Raw genomic sequence first — 20,275 nt, 5'->3', positions numbered from 1 at the left:
GGGAGTTCTGCCCCGGTCTATACAGAGGCCAGCGGCTGCTGGTTGAGTCCTTCCAACCGGGCTTGAAGTTCATCGGAGGTTGGAGGATTGGCGCCGGGCCTGCTGACGGTGATCGCGGCGGCAATAGCTGCGGTCTGTCCGATGTGGCCGAGGGCTGTTGGTGCGAAAGCCTTTTCCCCTCTGGCCAGCAGTTCAAAGATGAGCGCGGCCATGTAGGAGTCGCCGGCGCCGATGGTGTCTGCAACCTGGGTCTTCACAGACGGGATGGTGGCGCGCGCCCCCGGAGTGGCAAGGAGTGCACCTTCGGCGCCACGGGTGATGACGGCCATCCGGGCGCCGTGGTTGAGCAGGCGGGAGGCGACGTCGTCCGGCGAGGACTCGGGATAGAGCCACTGCGCGTCCTCATCGCTGAGTTTGATGACGTCAATAAGGGGGAGCAGGTCCTCGAAAGTCCGCTGCGCTTCGGCGTGGCTGCCAAGGAGGGCCGGGCGGATGTTGGGGTCATAGGTGACCAGGCAGGAGTCGTGGCTCTGCTCCAGGAGGGTGCGCACGGTGGACGCTCCAGGGGCCAGGAAGGTGGCGATGGATCCGGTATGCAGGACTTTCGGAATCATGGCCGGTGCAACGGGTGCAAGTTCCCAGCGGATGTCGAACTCGTAGCTGGCCGAGCCGTCCGCTGCGAGTGTAGCGGTGGCTGTGGCGGTGCGCGTGAGGGAAGTAGATCCGGGAAGCAGTTGGACACCGGCGCTGTGAAGGTGGGATGTGATGGCGGCGCCGTGTTCGTCGTCGCCGATCGCTGTGAGAAGCCCGGTCGGCACCCCGAGGCGGCCCAGTCCGTAGGCGACGTTGGCAGGGGAACCGCCAGGGTAGCTGATGCGTCCTTCCCGGGTGTTCACAATGTCCACCAAGGCCTCGCCGATAACGAGGACGTCCAGTGGGTTTTGGGCGGATCCGCCCGGGGGAAGGTTGTGCATCTTGGTTCTTTCGTCGGGTTGCCGGCTGATCGGAGGAGCGGCAGGGGGATGGGTCCGGGCGCATTTTCACAATGACAACGTTGTCAGTCACCATGTAAGCAAGCCCACACGATAGAGTCAAGTGTTGAATCAAGATGAGGAGAAGCAAGTTGACAACGGTGTCCAGTCCTTACCAATCGGATTCCGGGCACAAGCGCCCAACGATGAAGAACGTGGCGGATCTCGCCGGGGTTGGGATCAAAACGGTCTCCCGGGTAGTCAACGACGAGCCTGGAGTCTCCGAGGCCACCCGGCAGCGCGTCATCCGTGCCACCGAACAACTGCAGTACCAACTGGACATCACTGCGGGCAGCCTCAAGCGTTCCGGACGCAAGACCCAGTCCATAGGCCTGCTGCTTCCGAGCGTATCCAACCCGTTCAGTGGAGAAATTCACAGGGCCATGGAAGACGCCCTGGCTTTGCGCGGAATTGCAGTCTTCGCCGCCAGCCTGGATGACGATCCCGAGCGGGAAAAGAAGCTCATTTCAGCTTTCCTGGGCCGCCGGGTTGACGGGCTTGTCCTGACCACCATTTCCAAGAGCCAGGCATACATGATCCCGGAGCACTCCCGGGACCTGCCACTGGTATTCATTGACCGTGAACCGGCGGGTATCGAAGCTGACGCGGTAGTCACTGATAACGAAGTCGGTGCGGCAAACGCGGCGGCCCATCTCATCGAGCACGGACATACCCGGCTGGCCTACCTTGGCGACCGGACGGACATCCAGACTGCCGGGAAGCGCCGGACGGGATTCCTGGACGGCGTCGGCGGTGCAGGCATTTCCGCCTCCGTTGTCGCGGTTCGGGAGAACCTGCACGATGAGGAAACCGCCTTTCGGGCCGCTCACGAACTACTCACCTCGGAAAACCCTCCGACGGCGATTTTCTCCAGCCAGAACCTGGTGACGTTTGGCGCCATGCGGGCCCTTAAAGCACTGGGACTGCATCACAAGGTTGCCCTCATCGGGTTCGATGATTTCATGTTGGCCGACATGATGGACCCCGGGATCACCGTGATCGCCCAGCACCCCGAGCGCATCGGCAAGCTTGCAGCTGAGCGGATCCTTGCAAGGATCGACGGCGACGCGAACCCCGCCCGGACCTATGTCGTCCCCACCGAATTGATACAGCGGGGCTCCGGTGAAATCCGTCCCCCGAGCTGATCCGGACAAGGCAGACAACGACGGCGGTGCTGCCGCCGTCGTCGTTTCTTCCGGAAGACTAAGACCCGGCCTGGTGCCGCGACGGCGCGAAGGCAATCTCTTCCGTGCGGGCAATGCCGCGCTCGATTGCGGCCTTGTCGATCCCCAGGAGGGTGGTGAGCCACATGCCGTTCTGCACCACCACGATGTCGGCCGCCCGCTCCCTGGATTCATCCTGCGACAACCCGGAAACGGCATTGCCGATCAATGCCGCAAGCCCTTGAAGGTAGCGGTCGAAAGCTGCGGCGTTGATCCGGGCAAACTCCTCGTCGGCCTGAGCGAGGGCCCACAAGTGGAGGCGAAGTGAAAGGTACGGGGTGGTCAGGAGCCCTGGATCGGCAACCCGACGAAGAGACTCCCGGAGTTGTTCGTCCGGGGTTGAGGTGGGCGAAGGCTCCACCAGCAGGAGGTCGTGCTCTTCGATCTGGTGGAGCACCGCGCGGATCAAACTCGATTTGTCTTCGTAGTAGTAGTTCACAAGCCCCAGTGCGACGCCGGCTTCACGTGCCACGGCCCGCATGTTGATGCCCGAAATGCCGTGGCGGGACAGCAATTCCAGTGCCGCTTCGAGAATGCGCTTCTGCCTGTCAACCTGTTCGCCGGATTTCACGGTGCTTGTACCCATTCGGTCAGACTATTGCCTAACTCTGATCAGCGCATCCCGACCGTTTAGAGGTTTTTTTCTGCGTAAACCCGCAAAGCGTCCCGGACGAAAATCGCCCCTGTTTCCCCGCCGTAATTGGCGGCAAACCTAGGGTCAGCGACGTACATCTCGCCAAGTCCCGTGACGTAACCCTTGATGTCTCCGCCAGGTGCCGCCGTCGGGGTTCCGGGTATGCCGCGAAGCCATTCAACGTGACGTCGTGCCAAATCCTGTGCTTCGGTACTGTCAGGTGCAACGCCGGACTCTGCTGCTGAGATCCAGTCCGTGCCCAGCTTTTGGACGCGATCCTTCCATTGCTGCTTTTCCTCGGCGCTCATCCCGCGCCACCACGAATCACTGGCGGCGTAGGCGTCCTTGCCCCAGCGCTCCTCCACCTCGTCCTTGTATTGAGTGTGGTCGAAGCCATCAAACATGTTCTGTGCCATGTACTTTCCATCCCCTTTCATTGTGTCGATGGTTTGCCGAACGGAGGCAATCTGCCGGGTCAACCGGTCCTGCTCCTGGGCGAGCCAGTCCAGGTGGCTGCTGAGCGCCTTGACGGTATCGGTCTCGCGATCGAGAACTTCGGCGATGGCCGGCAGGCCAAGCCCCAGTTCCCGGAGCAGGAGGATGCGCTGGAGCTGAACCAAGGCCGGACCGTCATAGTAGCGGTAGCCGTTATGGCCGGTCCGGCTTGGCTTCAGCAGCCCAATGTCGTCGTAGTGACGCAGCGTGCGGCTGGTTGTCCCTGCAATCTTGGCGATTTCCTGAATTGACCAGTCCATACGTCCTCCGTCCTGTGCTTGTTCTTCGACAGTAGGGGTTGACGTTACGTCAAGGTCAAGAGGACTTCAGCAGGCATTAGTCAGCCAGGATCAGGTAGAGGGCGCGGCGGGTCTCGTCGAGCTTTTCAATGGCTGCCTGGCGCTGTTCGTCCGTGGCGGCCGAGCGGAACTGGTGGATCACTCCCATGAGTTTGCCGACGCTTTGGTGGAATGCAGGTCCGGTTGCATCGGCCTCGGTGTTCCAGGCGTTGGCGAGCTCTTCCTCATGCTCGGCAATATAAGCCTTGCCATCGTCCGTGAGGGTGAACTCGGTGCGGCGGCCCTCGCCGACGGCGACGATCAGTCCTTCGTCCACCAGCTGCTGCAAGGTGGGGTAGACCGAGCCGGGGCTGGGACGCCAGGCCCCGGATGTCTTCTCGGCGATGGTCTTGATCAGGCCGTATCCATTGGACGGGGCCTCGGCCAGGAGCGAGAGGATCGCTGCCCGGACGTCACCACGGTTGGCTCGGCGTGCACCGCCGGGACCGAAGCCCCTCGGCCCGAAACCGGGGCCAAACCCGGGACCGAAACCGCCGGGCCCGAAGCCCGGACCGAATCCGCCCCCGCCGTGCCCGCCCGGTCCGCGCCGGCCCTTGCCCCGGTTGAAGCGGCCTCGGCCGTGTCCGTGTTCGGGGTGTCCGTGGTCGTGCTCAGGGAATGAGTTGTTGTTTTCGTTGATGCCTTTCATAACAGCATCGTCCTTTCGGTTGTGTGAATCACCGAAGAAGTATCGGCGATAGTTAACGATATATCGGTAACTATCGGGACGTCAAGACCTGGCGCGGGATGTGGGAGAGGGTTGGTGGGAAGGCCGCGGGATGTGGAAGAGGGTTGGCGGGAAGGGCTTGGGATGTGGGAGAGGGTTGGTTAAAGCACGACGGCCGGTGCGGACTTCCGTAGGGAAGCCGGCACCCGCCGTCGTGGTTTTGTCAGCGCGGTGGTTTTGAACGCTCTGGTTTGGTCAGAGCGGTAATGCGCTTATTTCCACCAGGTATCGAAGATGGTGACCGGAACGGTGCGCTTGTGGCGCGTCCGGAGGTACTTCTGCTCGATGAGCTCGGCCGCTCCATCAGGCACCTCGCGGCCTTCGAGGTAATCGTCGATCTGGTCGTAGGTGATGCCGAGCTCGTCCTCGTCGGTGCGGCCGGGCTTGTCGTCCAGGAGGTCGGCAGTGGGAACCTTCTGCCACAGGCGGGCGGGAGCGCCCAACTCGGCAAGGAGCGTCCGGTTCTGGCGTTTGTTCAGGCCGAACAGCGGAAGGATGTCCGCACCGCCGTCGCCGAATTTGGTGAAGAAGCCCGTGACGGACTCGGCGCCGTGATCGGTGCCGATCACCAGGTAGTTGTGCTCGCCGGCCAGGGCGTACTGCGCGATCATGCGGGCCCGGGCCTTGGTGTTGCCCTTGTGGAAGTCGGAGATTTCAGCGCCGGTGGTCTTCTGGAACTCGTCCTCGAAGCAGTCAACGGCCGCGGAAATGTTGAAGGTCCACTCGGTCTTGGCCTTGATGAAGTCCAGGGCCGCCTGGGCGTCGTCTTCGTCGTGCTGGACGCCGTAGGGGAGCCGGACGGCCACGAAGTTCGCATCAACGCCTTCAGCTTCGAGCTCCTCGACTGCCAGCTGGGCCAAGCGCCCGGCGAGCGTGGAATCGAGCCCTCCGGAAATACCCAGCACAAAGCCCTTGGTGCCTGTTGCTTTGACGTAATCCTTCAGGAAGGCGACCCGCTGACGGATCTCCTCCGCAGGATCGATCCGGGGCTGGACGCCCATTTCTTCAATGATCTTTTCCTGGAGTTCGCGCATGGTCCAACACTAGTCAGCCGCGTCACGAACCCTCAACCATATTGCGCTGGTGATTCGGCTGCGCTGGTGATTCGGGCTGGATGTCGATTAGGCCTGGGGGGAGGGGACAGGACCAGTGGAGCCGCGAACCGTGAGGTGGGTGGGCATGACCGAGCGGTTCCTGTTGCCGCCGCCGGCGAGTGGATTCAACTGGGCCAGCAGCATGGATACCGCCACCCTGCCGGCCTGCTCAATGGGCGAGCTCATGGTGGTCAGCGGCGGATTGCAGAAATCTGCCCCGAAGATGTCATCACAGCCCACGATGCTCATGTCCTCCGGCACCCGGAGGCCACGTTCCCGGAGCCGTTGCAGCATGCCGATGGCGATCAGGTCATTGAAGACTATGCAGGCAGTGACCCCGCTGTGGACGGCGGCGTCGGCTGCGGCAGCGCCGGATTGCGTCTTGGGTGCGAACGGTCCAAGGCGGCGGACCTCCACGCCGCGTTCCTCCGCGGCCGCTGAGAGCGCGTCCCATCGCCGGGCGCTGGACTGCGAAACGGCAGGGCCGGACACGTAGGCAACGGACGTGTGGCCCCAGGAAATGAGGTGGTCCAGTGCTTGTGGCATGGCTGAGGGGGTGTCGATGATGACTGCGGGGACGCCGTCGACGTCGCGGTTGACCGTGACCATCGGCATCAGCGCCGCGGCAGCGGCCAGGGAGTCGTCATTGAGGCGGGACGCAGCAACAATTACGCCGTCAGCACTTTTGCGCAGCTGTTCCAGCGTGCTGGCCTCTACCTCGTCCGATTCCTCGGTATCGACCAGCAACTGCGTGTAGCCGGCGGCTTTGAGTTGCAACTGGGTGCCGCGGATGAGGTCGAAGTAGAACGGGTTGGTGATATCCGGAACCAGGACGCCCACGGCGCCGGTCTTCCCGGAGCTGAGGGCTTTCGCCTGCGAATTGGGCGTGTAATTAAGCTCGACGGCGGCAGCTTGGATCCGCTCGCGGGTGCGGATGTTGACGCGCTCAGGATTGGCTAGCGCACGCGAAACCGTGGACGCCGCGACGCCGCACAGGGCCGCGATGTCGTGGATGGTGGCAGGCCGGCCTGTTGCCATGGGTTGCGTCGCCATGGGCGTTCCTCTCTGAACAGCAAACATGGGCGTTCCTCCCGGAACGACAAAAAATCATCCGGCTGTGACTACTGCCACACCGTGGGTCAAGAATGCCATACCTTGGCAGTTAATGGCAATCGGTTGTCAAGATAGTGCCACGATGGCTAAACTCGTGAGGACAAGACACTCCTGTGAACTGCATCACTGTGCTCCTGCCGGTGGCATCACGGGGCTACCTAGGAGAATTCGTGACCCATCCCCAAGCCGTGTGGAGCCTGTCCGGTTTCGGCGACGAAGTAGATCCAGATCCCGCCGTCCAGGCCGCAGTACTGCTGGCCCTCGGCGCGAGTCACGTTGAAGTCCGCAGCGTCTGGGGCACCAACGTCTCCGAGCTGGAGCCCGATGCTGTGAAGCGGCTGAAGGGAATCCTGGATGAAAAGGGTTTGAAGGTTTCCGCCGTAGCCAGCCCCATCGGCAAGGTGGATGTCGGCCTCCCGGTAGAGCACGAGCTCGCACGGCTCCGCCAAATCATCTCCGTGGCGAAGGCCTTGGAGACCAAGTACGTGCGCATCTTCTCCTTCTATCGTGGCGAGGACCAGAGCCAGGAAGAGATCCGCGATGCCGTGATGGAGCGGATGACGGCCTTGGCCTCTGAAGCGGAAGCCAGTGGTGTGGTTCTGCTGCACGAAAACGAAAAGGGTATCTACGGCGACACCCCGGAGCGCGTCCTGGACATCATGGAAACCGTGGCGTCCCCGGCGCTGCGGGTCGCCTGGGACAACGCCAACTTTGTCCAGGTGGGCGTCAAGCCTTACACCGACGGCTACGCCTTGCTTCGCCCGTACCTCGAGTACCTCCAGGTGAAGGATGCGATCGCCACCACCGGCGAAGTCGTTCCCTCCGGCGAAGGCGACGGCGAACTGGACGCCACCATTGCTGCCCTCGCTGCCGATGGTTACAGCGGCTTCGCTTCCCTGGAGCCGCATTTGGCCAGCGCCCACGAACTCGGCGGATACTCAGGCCCCGTGGCCTTTGGCATCGCGGCGCGTGCTTTCGCCGGCCTGGCAAGCAAGAACGGCGTGACCCTGGCCTGACGGCCTGACCCCAACAATTCAGCATCATCCTTCGAAGGAGCAGGACATGCCTACAGCGGCAGTCATCGGTTGCGGCGACATCTCGACCGTACATTTTGAGGCACTATCTGCGTTGGAGAACGCGGAGTTGGTGGCAGTTTGCGATACCGACCCCGAAAGGTTGGCAGCGGCGGCAGCTGCCCACGGCGTCCCCGGCTACGCAGACTACCTGGACATGCTCCAGGAGGTGCGTCCCGACGTCGTACATGTTTGTACTCCCCACCACCTCCACGCCTCGGTGGCGGCCGACTGCCTTGAGCGCGGCGTCAATGTGATCGTGGAAAAGCCGCTGGCACACACCTTGGAAGAGGGGCAGCGGCTGATCGAGGTGGCGGAGCGGAGTCCGGCAAGGATCGGCGTCTGCTTCCAGAACCGCTACAACGCGACGTCACAAGCCATGCATGAATTGCTCGACGGCGGCACGTTGGGGCAGGTGGTCGGCGCCTCGGCAACCGTCATGTGGCACCGGGACGGAAGCTACTACCGGAACCGTCCATGGCGCGGTACGTGGGCGGAAGGTGGGGGCGGGCTGATGATGAACCAGGCCATCCACACGGTAGACCTGCTGCAGTGGCTGGTGGGTGATGTTGCCAAAGTGGAAGGCCGTGCGTCCACCCGTTCGCTGGGTGGCGTGATCGAGGTGGAAGACACGGCCGAGTTCGTTGCCGAGCACGTCAATGGGGCCCGCAGCGTTTTTTACGCCACCCTGGCCAACGCCGTGAATGCACCCGTGACGCTGGACATCGTTACCGAAAAGGCGACCCTCAGCCTGCGGGGTGATCTCACTGTGAGCTACGCGGACGGGACCGTTGAGGTCATCCAGGAGCGGGTGGCGGAAACCGGCGGGAGATCGTATTGGGGCGTTTCCCATCAACTGCTGATCGCCGACTTCTACGCCACCTTAGGGGAGCCGGGCCGGTTTTGGATCAACCCCGCGGAGGCGGCCAAGTCGCTGGGCATCATCAAGGACATCTATGCGCAAAGCTACCCGGACATGCTTGAAAAGGTGGGCTGAAGCAAGGGTGCAAGCGTGATCCAAGTGCCCGGCCCCGGCACTTGGCAACAAAATAAGAAACTTTTGACAATCGGTTGCCAAACCGAAACAAAGTCCGTACTGTAAATCTCACACCCATAAAAGTGTGGCGCAGGCCACACACCCCCAGCTCTGACTCGCATCAGGCAAAGACTCAGTAGGAGCCGACAATGAAGTTAGGTCCCAAGGCGGCAGCAGCTGCCATCGTTCTCAGCGCCTCCCTGGCGCTCACCGCGTGTGGCGGCGGCGGTGCCGGCGCTGGAACCGGTTCAACCGGCGGCAGCAAGACCGTTACGGCACTGACGTTGGGTACCCTCCGGGACATCACTTCCTGGGATCCGGCACAGGCACATGTTGGTCACGCTCTCCAGCCCTACCAGGCGGCTTACGACTCTCTGATTCTTCGCGAACCGGACGGCAAGCTCAGCCCGATGCTGGCCACGGCGTGGAAGTACAACGACGCCAACACCAAACTCACGGTTGACCTCCGCACGGACGTCACTTTCAGCGACGGTGCCAAGTTCGACGCCACTGCCGCCAAGGCCAACCTGGACCACTTCAAGAAGGCCAACGGCCCGCAGATGGCCCAGCTGGGTTCTGTCTCTGACATCGCCGTGGTGGATGCAGACACCATCGACATCAACCTCACCGCTGCAGAGCCGGCGCTGGAATACTTCCTGAGCCAGGCCGCTGGCCTGATGGGAAGCCCGGCAGCCCTCGGCACGGATGCCATCAAGACCGTACCGGTGGGCTCCGGCCCCTACGTGATGGACAAGGCAGCCTCCGTGAAGGATTCGCAGACGGTCTTTACGGCCCGCGAAGGCTACTGGAACAAGGACCTGCAGAAGTTCCAGAAGCTGACCTTGAAGATCCTGACTGACCCCACTGCCCGCACCAACGCCTTGGTGTCCGGCCAGATTGACGCCACGCTGCTTGACCCCAAGAACGGCAAGCAGGCCGAGGGCGCCAGGATGAAGCTTGAAACCAACCAGGTTGACTGGTCCGGCTTGCTCCTCCTTGACCGCGATGGAACCAAGAACCCGGCTTTGGCCAACGTCAAGGTGCGCCAGGCCATCAACCACGCCTTTGACCGCAAGACCATCCTGGAGCAGGTCATGCTGGGCCAGGGCACACCCACCACCCAGCCGTTCGGCAAGGACAGCGGTGCCTGGACTGAAGAGCTGGAGAACTACTACAGCTACGATCCCGGCAAGGCCAAGCAACTCCTCAAGGAGTCCGGCTTCGAGGGCAAGGTCAGCATCGATGTTCCCACCCTTCCCGGTGCTGAAACGCTGATCTCCGTGCTCAAGCAGCAGCTGGCGGACGTGGGAATCACGTTGAACCCGGGCGCGGCAATCACCAACACCTTCACCGCGGACGTTGCGGCACAGAAGTACCACGCACTCTTCTTCAACCTCTTCCAAGGCGAGCCCACGGTGGCCATTGACCAGATTGTCTCCACCAAGGCCCTCTACAACCCCTTCAAGAACACCACTCCTGAGCTCGAGGCCAAGATCGCGGCCGTACGCTCCGGTGGTGCCGATGCCGGCAAGTTGGCCCAGGAAGTGAACAAGTATGTGGTGGAACAAGCCTGGTTCGCTCCGCTGTTCCGCGTGAACCAGATGTACTACCACAACGACAAAGTGAACGTCACGCCGCAGGCCCAGCAGGCCGTTCCGTCCATCTACAACTACTCGCCTGCCAAGTAGGACCCCATGATCAAGTTCATTGCGAAAAGACTGGGCAGCGGGCTGGTGGTGTTGTTCGTCGTCTCGGTCCTCACCTTCACCCTGCTGTACACCTCCAGCGGAAGTATTGCCCAGAACATCCTGGGGGATCAGGCAACACCTGAACAGGTTGCCCTGAAAGAACAGGAACTGGGACTCGATCAGCCACTGTTCGTCCGATACTTCGCCTGGTTGGGCGATGCCGTGACAGGCAATCTTGGAGCCTCCTGGTTCACATCGGAGCCGGTGGCCAACTCCCTGGCCACCCGCATCCCGGTGACCATGACCATGGTCTTCACCGCAATGATCCTGATCGCCATCTGCGCAGCACTGATCGGTGTTGCCGCAGCCGTCAAGCGCGGCTGGGTGGACAGGGTGGTGCAGGTTGGCGCGATCGTAGGGGACTCCATCCCCGGGTACGTGATCGGCGTTTTCCTGGTAACCATCCTGGCCATCCAGCTGGGCTTCTTCCCCGCCACCAGCACCATCGCTCCGGGGGTGGGCCCGGAGGCCTGGGTCTATTCCATGACGCTTCCGGTGATCGCGTTGCTGATCAACGGTGTGACCGGTGGTGCCCAGCAGATCCGCAGCGCCGTGATCAAGCAGCTCGAGCGTGACTACGTCCGGACGCTGCGCAGCCGCGGCATCGGGGAGCGCGAAATCCTCTTCAAGCACGTGCTTCGCAGCGCGGCACCTGCGGGCCTGACGGTGTTGAGCCTGCAACTGATCGGCATGCTGGGCGGCGTGGTCATCATCGAGCAGATCTTCGCCCTGCCAGGCATGGGTCCGCTGGCCGTCACTGCCACGACCCAAACCGATCTTCCCGTGGTCATGGGAGTGGTGATGTACACCGTGGTGGTGGTCATCGTCGTGAACCTCCTGGTGGACATCCTCAATGGTTGGCTCAACCCGAAAGTACGTGTCTCATGAGCGACTCCGTAGATTCAACAGCAGTATCGGCAGACTCCATGGGCCTCGCAGCGATGCCCGGGGCCGGTCAGAGCGGCACGGTGGTCCGTTCCACCGTGATGCGCCGGCTCCTGAAGAACCCCATGGGCATCGCCTCGCTGACGATCCTGCTGACCATCACTGTTTTGGCCATCCTCGCACCCGTGATCGCACCCTTCGAAGAGAACTTCGCCAACATCTCCAAGACCCTGGCCGCTCCGGACTCCGTCAACATCATGGGCACGGACAGTGCAGGCCGCGATACCTGGAGCCGCCTGCTCTTCGGCGCCCAGCTGACCTTGTTGTCCGCGCTGTTGTGTGCCGGTGTGGCGATCGCAATCGGACTCCCTGCAGGCCTGATCGCCGGGTATTACGCGGGTAAGTTCGAGGCCGTCTCCAACTGGGTAGTCAGCATCCTCATGAGCCTGCCCGGCCTGATCGTCCTGCTGACCATCCGCGCAGCGTTCGGCCCGTCGGTGTGGATCTCGATGATAGCTTTCGGCATCCTGATCAGCCCGTCCTACTTCCGGCTCACCCGCACCGCAGTGCAGTCGGTCAGGAACGAGCTTTACGTCGATGCCGCCCGTGTCTCCGGCCTTTCCGATCTCAGCATCATCGCCCGCCATATCTTCTCCGTGGTCCGCGCACCCATCATCATCCAAACCGCAGCAATTGCCGGTGTTGCCATCGCCATCCAGTCCGGGCTTGAGTTCCTTGGCTTGGGCGATCCCACCAAGGCAACCTGGGGCGTCATGCTCTCCGAGGGCTTCAAGAACGTCTACCTCACCCCGATGCTGCTCCTCTGGCCCGCGCTGGCCATGGCGCTCACCATCGGCGGACTGGTCCTTTTGGGCAACGCCATCCGCGACGCCCTGGAAGACGGTGAAAAGATCAAGCACCGCAAGAAGGTTGTCACTGCTGCAAGCACGACGCCGGACCCCGCCAAGGCGCGCCAGTCACGGAAGTCGGTGGCCGCCGTCGATGCCGGAACCGAACACCACCTGGTCAAGGTGACCAACCTCGGCGTCGGCTATCCGCAGGCAGATGGTTCCATCAAGAAAGTAGTGGACGATGTCTCCTTCCACGTGGACCGCGGCGAAATCCTCGGGATCGTGGGCGAATCGGGTTCGGGCAAGTCCCAGACCGCGTTCTCCATCCTGGGCCTGCTCCCGGACAACGCCCGGATCGTGGCTGGTTCCATACAGTTTGATGGCAACTACACCGTGGCTCCCGGCGAGGACCGTGTCAGCCAGGAGCGGCTGTCCAAACTGCGCGGCAAACGGATCTCCTACATCCCGCAGGAACCCATGAGCAACCTGGACCCGGCCTTCACCATCGGCTACCAACTGGTCACGCCCATGGTCCGCGTCCTGGGAATCTCCAAGGCAGAAGCCCGTCAGCGTGCACTCAAGCTGCTCACCGACGTCGGCATTAACAATCCGGAGCGCACCTTCAACGCCTACCCGCATGAGGTTTCCGGCGGTATGGCCCAGCGTGTGCTGATCGCCGGTGCCATCAGTTGCGAACCGGACCTGGTGATCGCTGACGAACCCACCACCGCGCTGGACGTCACCGTCCAGGCCGATGTGCTGGATCTGCTCCGCGAGTTGCAGCAACGCCTGAACATCGGCGTGATCCTGGTGACCCACAACTTCGGTGTTGTTGCCGATCTGTGTGACCGGGTAGTTGTCATGCAGAACGGCCGGCTTGTGGAAGAGGGGACCGTCCGCGAGATCCTCCGCAATCCGAAAGAGCCGTACACGCAGACCCTGCTGGGCTCCATGCTCGAAGGAAAGACCCCCATGACCATGCTTGTATCCAAGGACAAGGAGCCTGTCGCATGAGTGCCGCAGACAAGTCCCCGCTCCTCGCAGTGGAGAACCTGGTGGTGGAGTACCCCAGCAAGCGGTTCCGGGCCAAGCCCTTCCGGGCGCTGACGGACATCAACATCACCATCGGCCAAGGGGAGACCCTGGGTTTGGTGGGGGAGTCCGGTTCCGGCAAGACCACCCTCGGCCGGGCCGTGCTGGGCCTGGCCCCCGTCACCGCCGGAAAGGTGGTCTTCGAGGGCAATGACATCAGCAACGCTTCGCGCAAGGAACGCCGCACGCTGAGCCGGGACCTGCAAGTAGTTTTCCAGGACCCGTACACCTCGCTGAACCCGGCCTTGGAAATCGGTGACATCCTTGCAGAGCCGCTGGGCGTGCAGGGCATGGAGGCGGGCGCCGCGAAAAAGCGTGTCAAGGAACTCCTGGACCAGGTGGGCCTGCCCACCGATGCGATCCACCGGCTGCCGCGCGAGTTCAGTGGTGGCCAGCGCCAGCGCGTCGCGATTGCCCGGGCGCTTGCCTTGTCTCCGAAGTTGATTGTCTGTGACGAGCCGGTCAGCGCGCTGGACCTCTCAACCCAGGCCCGCGTGCTGGATCTCTTCCTGCAGATCCAGAAGGACACCGGCGTTTCGTACCTGTTCGTTTCCCACGACCTCGACGTCGTGCGGCACATCAGCCACCGTGTGGCCGTCATGTACCACGGCGAGATCGTGGAGCAAGGGCCCGCAGAGGTAGTCACTCGCGATCCGGAGCACCCCTACACGCAGCGGCTCCTGCTGGCCTCGCCCGTGCCGGACCCTGACCGGCAGGAACAACGCCGGGCAGACCGTCACCGCTTGCTGGCAAGCCAACACAGCCAAATCGAACAGCAAGGTGCCGTGGCCTGAACGGCCCGGCACCCCATTAGCGACCCAGGGTCCGGTAGGGCCCAACAACCCCGGAGGAAAAAGTGGCCACAATAGGCGTCCAAGCCATGATGCTGAAGGACAGTTTTGCTGATGTTGGAGCGTTCGAAACGCTCCGCAAGGTCAGCGCGATCGGCTATAACGCCGTCGAGATTTCCCAGATCCCCATGACACCCGAGAACGTGGACGAACTGGACCGTTCCCGCACGGAACTGGGAATGGACATCGCGGCGCTGTCGGTCAACATTGAAGGCCGCAAGGGCATGCCCGTGGAATCACTGGCGGACAACTTCGACAAGATCGTGGATGACGCCAAGCGCCTGGACAGCTCCTTGCTGCGGATCGGCATGCTTCCTTTCGGAGCCATGAAATCCCTGGACTCAGTGATTGAATTCGCCAAGCAAGCCAACGGCTATGCGGAACGGCTGCAGGAACAGGGCATCAGCCTTTACTACCACAACCACCACATTGAGTTCGCGAAGTTCGACGGCAAATACATGCTGGACATCATCGCGGAGAACTCCCCGGCGATGGGCATGGAGATTGACGTCCATTGGGTGCAGCGCGGTGGCCTGGATCCTGTGCGGACCCTGGAAAAGTATGCCGGCAAGACTGCCATGGTGCACCTGAAGGACTACAGGATCGGCCAACTGCCGGAAGCATCCTTCGGGCTCTTGGAAAAGGGCGATTTCGCCGGTTTCATGGCCGAGTTCCGGAACGTCGTGCAATTCGCCGAAGTGGGCGAAGGCAACCTGGACTTCCCCTCGATCATTCCTGCTGCCGTCGCCGCAGGCGCGCAGTACCTCCTGGTGGAGCAGGACGAACTGTATGGACGCACTGTGTGGGATGCCCTCCAGACCTCGTACGACAACCTGGTGGCCATGGGCCACGCCGACCTTTTCTAGATTCCCACACAGGAGATTTCCATGAGTAAAAAAGTACGCCTCGGCATCATCGGCCTGGGCCAGCAGGGCGGCGCCTACGCCCGGTTCATCAATGATGGGCTGGTCCCGAATATGGAGATTGCCGCCATTTGCGACGTCGATCCTGCCAAGAAGGAACTCGCAGCCTCCCAGTACCCGGGTGTCCCGTTCTTTGAGGACTACATCGCGATGCTGGAGAGCGGTTCCGTGGACGCGATCGTCACGTGCGTGCCGCACTTCCTGCACCCGGAAATGGCCATCGAAACGCTCAAGCGCAACATCCATGCCTTGGTGGAGAAGCCCGCGGGCGTTTACACCAAGCAGGTCAAGGAACTCAACGAGTTCGCCGCTTCCAAGCCTGAGTTGTCCTTCGGCATCATGTTCAACCAGCGCAACAACCCGCTGTACAAGAAGCTCAAGGAAATCGTCGATAACGGCGAGATCGGCAGCATTCGCCGCACCAACTGGATCATCACCAACTGGTGGCGTCCGCAGGGGTACTACAACTCCAGCGAATGGCGCGCCACATGGGGCGGCGAGGGCGGCGGTGTGCTGGTCAACCAGGCTCCGCACCAGCTGGATCTGTGGCAGTGGATCTGCGGCGTCCCGAAGTCCGTGTACTCGAAGGTGGCGTTCGGCTTCCGCCGTGACATCGCCGTCGAGGATGAAGTGACAGCCGTGGTTGATTATGGCGACGGCGCCACCGGCGTTTTTGTGACAGCCACCCACGACATCGTGGGAACCGACCGGTTCGAAATCCTGGGCGACCAAGGCAAGATCGTGGTGGAGGACAGCAAGGTGGCCACCGTTACCCGCCTGGTCAAGCCGGAACGGGAGATCAGCGACTCGATGGGCATGGACGATGTCCGCAAGCTCTTCATGGGCCAGCTGAACCGGGAAGAGCTCTACAGCACGGAAGTCATTGAATTCGAGTCCGTCTGGGGCGGCCAGCACGCGGGGGTATTGGAGAACTTTGCCGCCAACATTCTGGACGGTACCCCGTTGCTGGCTCCAGGCTCCGACGGCATCAACGGTGTCCGCCTGGCCAACGCCATCCACCTCTCGGCTTGGACCGGCAAGGAAGTGTCGCTGGACTTTGACGAGGATGAGTTCCTGCACGAATTGAACAAGCGCATTGCCGAAGAGGGCAAGTTCCCCGAGAGGGCCTAGGCAAGCCACATGGGCCGGTTGCTGATTTATTTGGCAACCGGCCTGTTTTTGTTGCCAAGCAGTCTACGATGGAGCGGTGACTGACGTGACGAGTTCCGGAGCAGCAACCGCCCCCACCAAACGCGGACGGGGGGAGAAGTCCTCTGCCACGATCTACGACATCGCCAAGCTGGCGGGCGTGAACCCGTCCACTGTCTCGCGTGCCCTGAGCAAGCCCGGCCGGGTCAGTGCCAAGACGCAGAAGATCATTGAGGACGCTGCGGCAGAGCTGAACTACCAGGTGAACCCTTTCGCGCGCGCCCTGCCTACCGGCCGGACGCAGACCATTGGCCTGATCGTCGCGGACATCACCAACCCCACCTTCTTTGACATCATCCGCGGGGCGGAAACCACAGGTTCCGCCCGCGATTACACGTTGGTTCTGGCGGAATCCGCGGAGTCGCCGGAAACGGAAGTGATCGCTGCCCGCCGGCTCCTGAGCACGGTGGACGGACTTATCCTTGCCAGTCCGCGCATGGATGACGACCATATCCGTGCCTTGGCCGCGGACAAGCCCGTAGCCGTCATCAACCGCGAGGTCAAGGGCGTCCCGTGCGTGGTCCCGGACGTCAACAAGGGCATCAGCGAAGCCGTTCGAAGCCTTGCCGCCAATGGCCACGACAAGCTCGCCTACGTGGCCGGCCCCAAGCAGTCCTGGATGACGGCCCGCCGCTGGGACGGCGTCAAAGCCGCGGCGGAATGGTCCAAGCTCGGAGCAGTGCGGCTCGAGTCGTCCAAACCAACGGTCGACGGCGGACGCCAGGTTGCGCGCGACGTCCTGGAAAGCGGGGCAACGGCGGTGATCACCTACAACGACCTCCTGGCCATCGGTTTGATGCAGGAACTGCAGGCCGGCGGGATGCGGGTCCCTGACCAGATCAGCATTGTGGGCTTCGATGACATCTTTGGCGCCGACTTCACCACCCCCGCCTTGACCACGGTCCGTTCGCCGTTGGGGGAGTGCGGCACCCGTGCCGTGACCATCCTGCTGGACATGCTCCAAGGTCATGACGGTCCCGATGAGGCCGTCCGGGTGGAAACCGAACTCGTGGTGCGCGGCTCCAGCGGCCGCCTGCTGGCATAGTCCCCACCTAAGCTGCTGCCCTGAACAGCCATGCAGCAACTACTTGGCAATTTTTGGCAACCGGTTGACAAAAGTTGGACCCGACCGCCAAGATTGATCTATGTCACAGTCCATCGCAGCACACCCTGACCGGCTCCTGCCCGCAGATCCCGGGACGCGCAGCATCGCGCGGTCCTTGCTGGAGCGCGTCCAGGACCTGCCCATCATTTCCCCGCACGGCCACGTTGACGCCGCAGTCATCGAGCAGAACACGCCGTTCCCGGATCCCGCCGCGCTCCTTGTTAGCCCGGACCACTACGTCACCCGCCTGATCCACGCCAACGGTGTTCCGATGGATCAGCTGCTGGCCGGCACCGCCTCCGCCCCGGACTCCCGGGAGATCTGGCGGACCTTCGTGGAGGCCTGGCCGCTCTTCGAGGGAACGGCCTCCGGATACTGGCTGCGCACGCAGTTCGACAACGTCTTCAAGCTCGGCGCCGACCTTAGCGAGCTGTCCGCCGATGCAAGCTACGACGCCATTGCCGCCAAGCTGGTGGAACCCGATTTCCGCCCGCGGCAGCTCTTCAAGGACTTCAACATCGAGGTCCTGGCCACCACGGACGATCCCCTGGACAACCTGGCCAGCCACAAAGCCCTGTCCGAGGACCCAAGTTTCAATGGCCGGGTCCTGCCCACCTTCCGCCCGGACGCCTACCTGAACGTGGCGCATCCCAGCTGGGGCGCCAATGTTGACCGGCTCATCGAGACCGCTGCCGACGGCGCCACCGGCTACGCGGGCTATATTGCGGCGCTTGAGAACCGGCGTCGTTATTTCGTGGAGCATGGCGCCGTATCTGCAGACCACGGCGTCCGCACGCCTGCCACCCTCAAACTGGATGCCGGGGAAGCCGAGGCACTCTTTGAACGGGCGCGCTCCGGCAAAGCGACGGCTGCTGACCGTGATGCGTTCGAGGCCCACATGATGTACCAGATGGCCAGGATGTCCGTGGAGGACGGCTTGGTGATGACCATCCACCCGGGCTCCTACCGCAACCACCACGGCCCCACCTTCGAGTCGTTCGGGGCCGACACCGGCCACGATATTCCGTTCGCCGTGAATTACACCGAGGCCGTCCGTCCGCTGCTTCAAGACTTCGGCACGGCCAAGGATTTCCACTTGGTGCTCTTCACGCTCGACGAGACAGTGTTTTCCCGCGAACTGGCGCCGCTGGCCGGCTTCTACCCGTCCGTCTACATCGGCGCACCGTGGTGGTTCCTCGATGCCCCGGATGCCATGCTGCGCTTCCGTTCGGCCGTCACTGAAACCGCCGGGTTCTCGCGCTCCTCGGGGTTCATTGACGACACCCGGGCCTTCTGCTCCATCCCGGCGCGGCATGACGCCTCGCGCAGGATCGAAGCCGCCTTCCTCGCGCGCCTCGTAGCCGAGCACCGCGTGACGGAAGACCGCGCGCACGAGCTGATTCTCGACGTCGTCGATTCCTCGCCCCGGCGGGTGTTCAAGCTATGACCGCCGAACTTCCGCGCCTTGGCCGCGACGTTGCGCCGCACCCCAAAGCGCCAGTGCGCATTGTGCACCTGGGTCTCGGCGCTTTCCACCGTTCGCATCAGGCCTGGTTCACCCAGCACGCCGGCGACGCGGGGGAGTGGGGCATCGCCTCCTTCACCGGACGCCGCCCGGACGCCGCCGATGTCCTGGCCGCTCAGGACGGACTGTTCACCGTGGTGGAGCGATCCGACTCAGGCGACACGTTTGAGGTTGTTGGCAGCATCGTCGAAGCCGTGGATGGCGCCAACGTTGGCCGGCTGGTGGAATTGCTCGCCGCGCCGCAGACCGCTGTGGTCACCCTGACCATCACGGAAGCGGCATACGGCCTTGGTGCCGGCGATGTACCGCTGCTTACAGCCGGCCAGGAACCCTCGACGCCGTTGGGCCGCTTGGTCCTGGGCCTCGCCGCCCGCAGGGATGCCGACGCCGGACCCCTCGCCGTGGTGTCCTGCGACAACCTCTCCGACAACGGCAACGTGGCGCGCAAAGCCGTGGTGGAACTGGCGCGGGGAGTCGACGCCGGGCTGGCGGACTGGATTGACGCCAGTGTCAGCTTTGTGAGCACCTCCGTTGACCGGATTACGCCGCGAACCACCCCTGAAGACGTTGCCCTGGTGGCCCGCGAGTGCGGCTACCGGGATGAGGCGCCCGTGGTTGCCGAGCCGTTCCGCAACTGGGTGCTCAGCGGTGACTTCCCTGCCGGGCGGCCCCGTTGGGAGGACGCCGGCGCGGTTTTCGTGGATCACATAGAGCCCTACGAAAACCGCAAGCTCTGGCTTCTCAACGGTGCGCACTCCATCCTTGCCTACGCCGGCCAGCTGCGCGGACACACCACGGTTGCCGAGGCCCTGGCTGATGGCGTGTGCCTGCAAGCTGTGGAGGACTTCTGGGACGAGGCATCCAGGCACCTGGCCGGTGAGGATCTGCGCATCCCCGAATACCGGGCGGCCCTATTGGAGCGCTTCGGCAATTCACGGATCGCCCACCACTTGGCCCAGATTGCCACGGACGCCAGCACCAAGCTGCGAATGCGGGCCATCCCCGTACTCCGGGCTGAGCGTGAGGCCGGCCGGAGTGGTGAAGCCGCAGCCCGGATGATCGCCGTGTGGGCCGCTTTCGAGCAGTCGAATCCGGGATCGCAGGACCCACGGTCCGAGGCCGTGGCTGCAGCCAACCAGCTTTCCGGCCTTGACCGTATCGCTGCCCTGGTGTCCCTGTTGAATCCCGAGCTCGCGGGGGACCCCTCCGTAGTGGAGCTGGTCCATCGCCTCAGCCAAGCATTCGCACCGCGCATGCAATCGGTTGCCACCAGCGGCAATCCGAACTAACACCTAACCACCAGCCACATCCCGAAAGGAAAG

18 protein-coding genes are annotated in these 20,275 nt (G+C 62.9%); 12 read left to right on the top strand and 6 right to left on the bottom strand.

Annotated elements, in window-relative coordinates; all coding sequences use genetic code 11:
* Positions 1 to 17: 17 nt before the first annotated feature.
* On the bottom strand, positions 18 to 974 hold the full coding sequence (locus tag M1D51_RS19110; RefSeq protein WP_458107618.1) for a carbohydrate kinase family protein: 957 nt from the start codon (positions 972 to 974) through the stop codon (positions 18 to 20).
* 203 nt (positions 975 to 1,177) lie between these two features.
* On the opposite strand from M1D51_RS19110, the gene M1D51_RS19105 reads away from it, so the two are divergent.
* Complete coding sequence (locus tag M1D51_RS19105) at positions 1,178 to 2,176, top strand: LacI family DNA-binding transcriptional regulator (protein WP_458107617.1); 999 nt, start codon at positions 1,178 to 1,180, stop codon at positions 2,174 to 2,176.
* Between the two features lie 58 nt (positions 2,177 to 2,234).
* Here M1D51_RS19105 and M1D51_RS19100 read toward each other — a convergent pair whose 3' ends face one another.
* The 5 genes from M1D51_RS19100 to M1D51_RS19080 all read right to left on the bottom strand — a co-directional run bounded on the left by M1D51_RS19100 (position 2,235) and on the right by M1D51_RS19080 (position 6,595).
* Positions 2,235 to 2,840, bottom strand: a complete 606-nt coding sequence (locus tag M1D51_RS19100) for a TetR/AcrR family transcriptional regulator (protein WP_458107616.1) — start codon at positions 2,838 to 2,840, stop codon at positions 2,235 to 2,237.
* A 44-nt stretch (positions 2,841 to 2,884) separates the two neighbouring features.
* Positions 2,885 to 3,643: a MerR family transcriptional regulator gene (locus M1D51_RS19095; RefSeq protein ID WP_458107615.1), complete on the bottom strand. Its 759-nt coding sequence runs from the start codon at positions 3,641 to 3,643 to the stop codon at positions 2,885 to 2,887.
* 76 nt (positions 3,644 to 3,719) lie between these two features.
* Positions 3,720 to 4,370 (bottom strand): PadR family transcriptional regulator, encoded by a 651-nt coding sequence (locus tag M1D51_RS19090; protein WP_172325803.1) that lies wholly within the window; start codon positions 4,368 to 4,370, stop codon positions 3,720 to 3,722.
* Positions 4,371 to 4,660: 290 nt separating this feature from the next.
* Entirely contained in the window at positions 4,661 to 5,482 is an 822-nt protein-coding gene (nadE, locus tag M1D51_RS19085) for an ammonia-dependent NAD(+) synthetase (RefSeq protein ID WP_458107614.1), read from the bottom strand.
* Positions 5,483 to 5,569: 87 nt separating this feature from the next.
* Positions 5,570 to 6,595: a LacI family DNA-binding transcriptional regulator gene (locus M1D51_RS19080; protein ID WP_458107613.1), complete on the bottom strand. Its 1,026-nt coding sequence runs from the start codon at positions 6,593 to 6,595 to the stop codon at positions 5,570 to 5,572.
* A gap of 230 nt (positions 6,596 to 6,825) precedes the next feature.
* On the opposite strand from M1D51_RS19080, the gene M1D51_RS19075 reads away from it, so the two are divergent.
* The 11 genes from M1D51_RS19075 to M1D51_RS19025 all read left to right on the top strand — a co-directional run bounded on the left by M1D51_RS19075 (position 6,826) and on the right by M1D51_RS19025 (position 20,242).
* Complete coding sequence (locus M1D51_RS19075) at positions 6,826 to 7,671, top strand: sugar phosphate isomerase/epimerase family protein (RefSeq protein ID WP_458107612.1); 846 nt, start codon at positions 6,826 to 6,828, stop codon at positions 7,669 to 7,671.
* A 46-nt stretch (positions 7,672 to 7,717) separates the two neighbouring features.
* Positions 7,718 to 8,725: a Gfo/Idh/MocA family protein gene (locus M1D51_RS19070; RefSeq protein WP_458107611.1), complete on the top strand. Its 1,008-nt coding sequence runs from the start codon at positions 7,718 to 7,720 to the stop codon at positions 8,723 to 8,725.
* Between the two features lie 188 nt (positions 8,726 to 8,913).
* Positions 8,914 to 10,452, top strand: a complete 1,539-nt coding sequence (locus M1D51_RS19065; RefSeq protein ID WP_172326253.1) for an ABC transporter substrate-binding protein — start codon at positions 8,914 to 8,916, stop codon at positions 10,450 to 10,452.
* A 6-nt stretch (positions 10,453 to 10,458) separates the two neighbouring features.
* Positions 10,459 to 11,400 (top strand): ABC transporter permease, encoded by a 942-nt coding sequence (locus M1D51_RS19060; protein ID WP_172326251.1) that lies wholly within the window; start codon positions 10,459 to 10,461, stop codon positions 11,398 to 11,400.
* On the top strand, positions 11,397 to 13,262 hold the full coding sequence (locus M1D51_RS19055; protein WP_458107610.1) for a dipeptide/oligopeptide/nickel ABC transporter permease/ATP-binding protein: 1,866 nt from the start codon (positions 11,397 to 11,399) through the stop codon (positions 13,260 to 13,262). The genes M1D51_RS19060 and M1D51_RS19055 overlap by 4 nt, the downstream gene beginning before the upstream one ends.
* Positions 13,259 to 14,134 (top strand): ATP-binding cassette domain-containing protein, encoded by an 876-nt coding sequence (locus M1D51_RS19050; protein ID WP_458107609.1) that lies wholly within the window; start codon positions 13,259 to 13,261, stop codon positions 14,132 to 14,134. Before M1D51_RS19055 ends, M1D51_RS19050 begins: the two co-directional genes overlap by 4 nt.
* Positions 14,135 to 14,196: 62 nt before the next feature.
* Positions 14,197 to 15,057: a sugar phosphate isomerase/epimerase family protein gene (locus M1D51_RS19045; protein WP_458107608.1), complete on the top strand. Its 861-nt coding sequence runs from the start codon at positions 14,197 to 14,199 to the stop codon at positions 15,055 to 15,057.
* Between the two features lie 21 nt (positions 15,058 to 15,078).
* Positions 15,079 to 16,245 carry a Gfo/Idh/MocA family protein gene (locus tag M1D51_RS19040; protein WP_458107607.1) on the top strand — a complete coding sequence of 389 codons (1,167 nt, stop codon included), beginning with the start codon at positions 15,079 to 15,081 and terminating at the stop codon, positions 16,243 to 16,245.
* A gap of 76 nt (positions 16,246 to 16,321) precedes the next feature.
* The gene (locus tag M1D51_RS19035; RefSeq protein WP_458107606.1) at positions 16,322 to 17,368 is read left to right on the top strand and encodes a LacI family DNA-binding transcriptional regulator; all 1,047 of its coding nucleotides are present in this window, start codon (positions 16,322 to 16,324) and stop codon (positions 17,366 to 17,368) included.
* Positions 17,369 to 17,468: 100 nt separating this feature from the next.
* Positions 17,469 to 18,875, top strand: a complete 1,407-nt coding sequence (gene uxaC / locus M1D51_RS19030) for a glucuronate isomerase (RefSeq protein ID WP_458107605.1) — start codon at positions 17,469 to 17,471, stop codon at positions 18,873 to 18,875.
* Positions 18,872 to 20,242 carry a mannitol dehydrogenase family protein gene (locus M1D51_RS19025; protein ID WP_458107604.1) on the top strand — a complete coding sequence of 457 codons (1,371 nt, stop codon included), beginning with the start codon at positions 18,872 to 18,874 and terminating at the stop codon, positions 20,240 to 20,242. Before uxaC ends, M1D51_RS19025 begins: the two co-directional genes overlap by 4 nt.
* The last annotated feature ends 33 nt before the right edge of the window (positions 20,243 to 20,275 follow it).

The organism is Arthrobacter sp. R3-55, assembly GCF_054161505.1.
This window is presented reverse-complemented; position numbering and strand designations above follow the sequence as displayed.

What these genes read in the sequence shown, in the direction of transcription:
- M1D51_RS19110 (WP_458107618.1), bottom strand. Translation starts at nt 974, where the DNA reads ATGCACAACCTTCCCCCGGGCGGATCCGCCCAAAACCCACTGGACGTC.
- M1D51_RS19105 (WP_458107617.1), top strand. Translation starts at nt 1,178, where the DNA reads ATGAAGAACGTGGCGGATCTCGCCGGGGTTGGGATCAAAACGGTCTCC.
- M1D51_RS19100 (WP_458107616.1), bottom strand. Translation starts at nt 2,840, where the DNA reads ATGGGTACAAGCACCGTGAAATCCGGCGAACAGGTTGACAGGCAGAAG.
- M1D51_RS19095 (WP_458107615.1), bottom strand. Translation starts at nt 3,643, where the DNA reads ATGGACTGGTCAATTCAGGAAATCGCCAAGATTGCAGGGACAACCAGC.
- M1D51_RS19090 (WP_172325803.1), bottom strand. Translation starts at nt 4,370, where the DNA reads ATGAAAGGCATCAACGAAAACAACAACTCATTCCCTGAGCACGACCAC.
- nadE (WP_458107614.1), bottom strand. Translation starts at nt 5,482, where the DNA reads ATGCGCGAACTCCAGGAAAAGATCATTGAAGAAATGGGCGTCCAGCCC.
- M1D51_RS19080 (WP_458107613.1), bottom strand. Translation starts at nt 6,595, where the DNA reads ATGGCGACGCAACCCATGGCAACAGGCCGGCCTGCCACCATCCACGAC.
- M1D51_RS19070 (WP_458107611.1), top strand. Translation starts at nt 7,718, where the DNA reads ATGCCTACAGCGGCAGTCATCGGTTGCGGCGACATCTCGACCGTACAT.
- M1D51_RS19065 (WP_172326253.1), top strand. Translation starts at nt 8,914, where the DNA reads ATGAAGTTAGGTCCCAAGGCGGCAGCAGCTGCCATCGTTCTCAGCGCC.
- M1D51_RS19060 (WP_172326251.1), top strand. Translation starts at nt 10,459, where the DNA reads ATGATCAAGTTCATTGCGAAAAGACTGGGCAGCGGGCTGGTGGTGTTG.
- M1D51_RS19055 (WP_458107610.1), top strand. Translation starts at nt 11,397, where the DNA reads ATGAGCGACTCCGTAGATTCAACAGCAGTATCGGCAGACTCCATGGGC.
- M1D51_RS19050 (WP_458107609.1), top strand. Translation starts at nt 13,259, where the DNA reads ATGAGTGCCGCAGACAAGTCCCCGCTCCTCGCAGTGGAGAACCTGGTG.
- M1D51_RS19040 (WP_458107607.1), top strand. Translation starts at nt 15,079, where the DNA reads ATGAGTAAAAAAGTACGCCTCGGCATCATCGGCCTGGGCCAGCAGGGC.
- uxaC (WP_458107605.1), top strand. Translation starts at nt 17,469, where the DNA reads ATGTCACAGTCCATCGCAGCACACCCTGACCGGCTCCTGCCCGCAGAT.
- M1D51_RS19025 (WP_458107604.1), top strand. Translation starts at nt 18,872, where the DNA reads ATGACCGCCGAACTTCCGCGCCTTGGCCGCGACGTTGCGCCGCACCCC.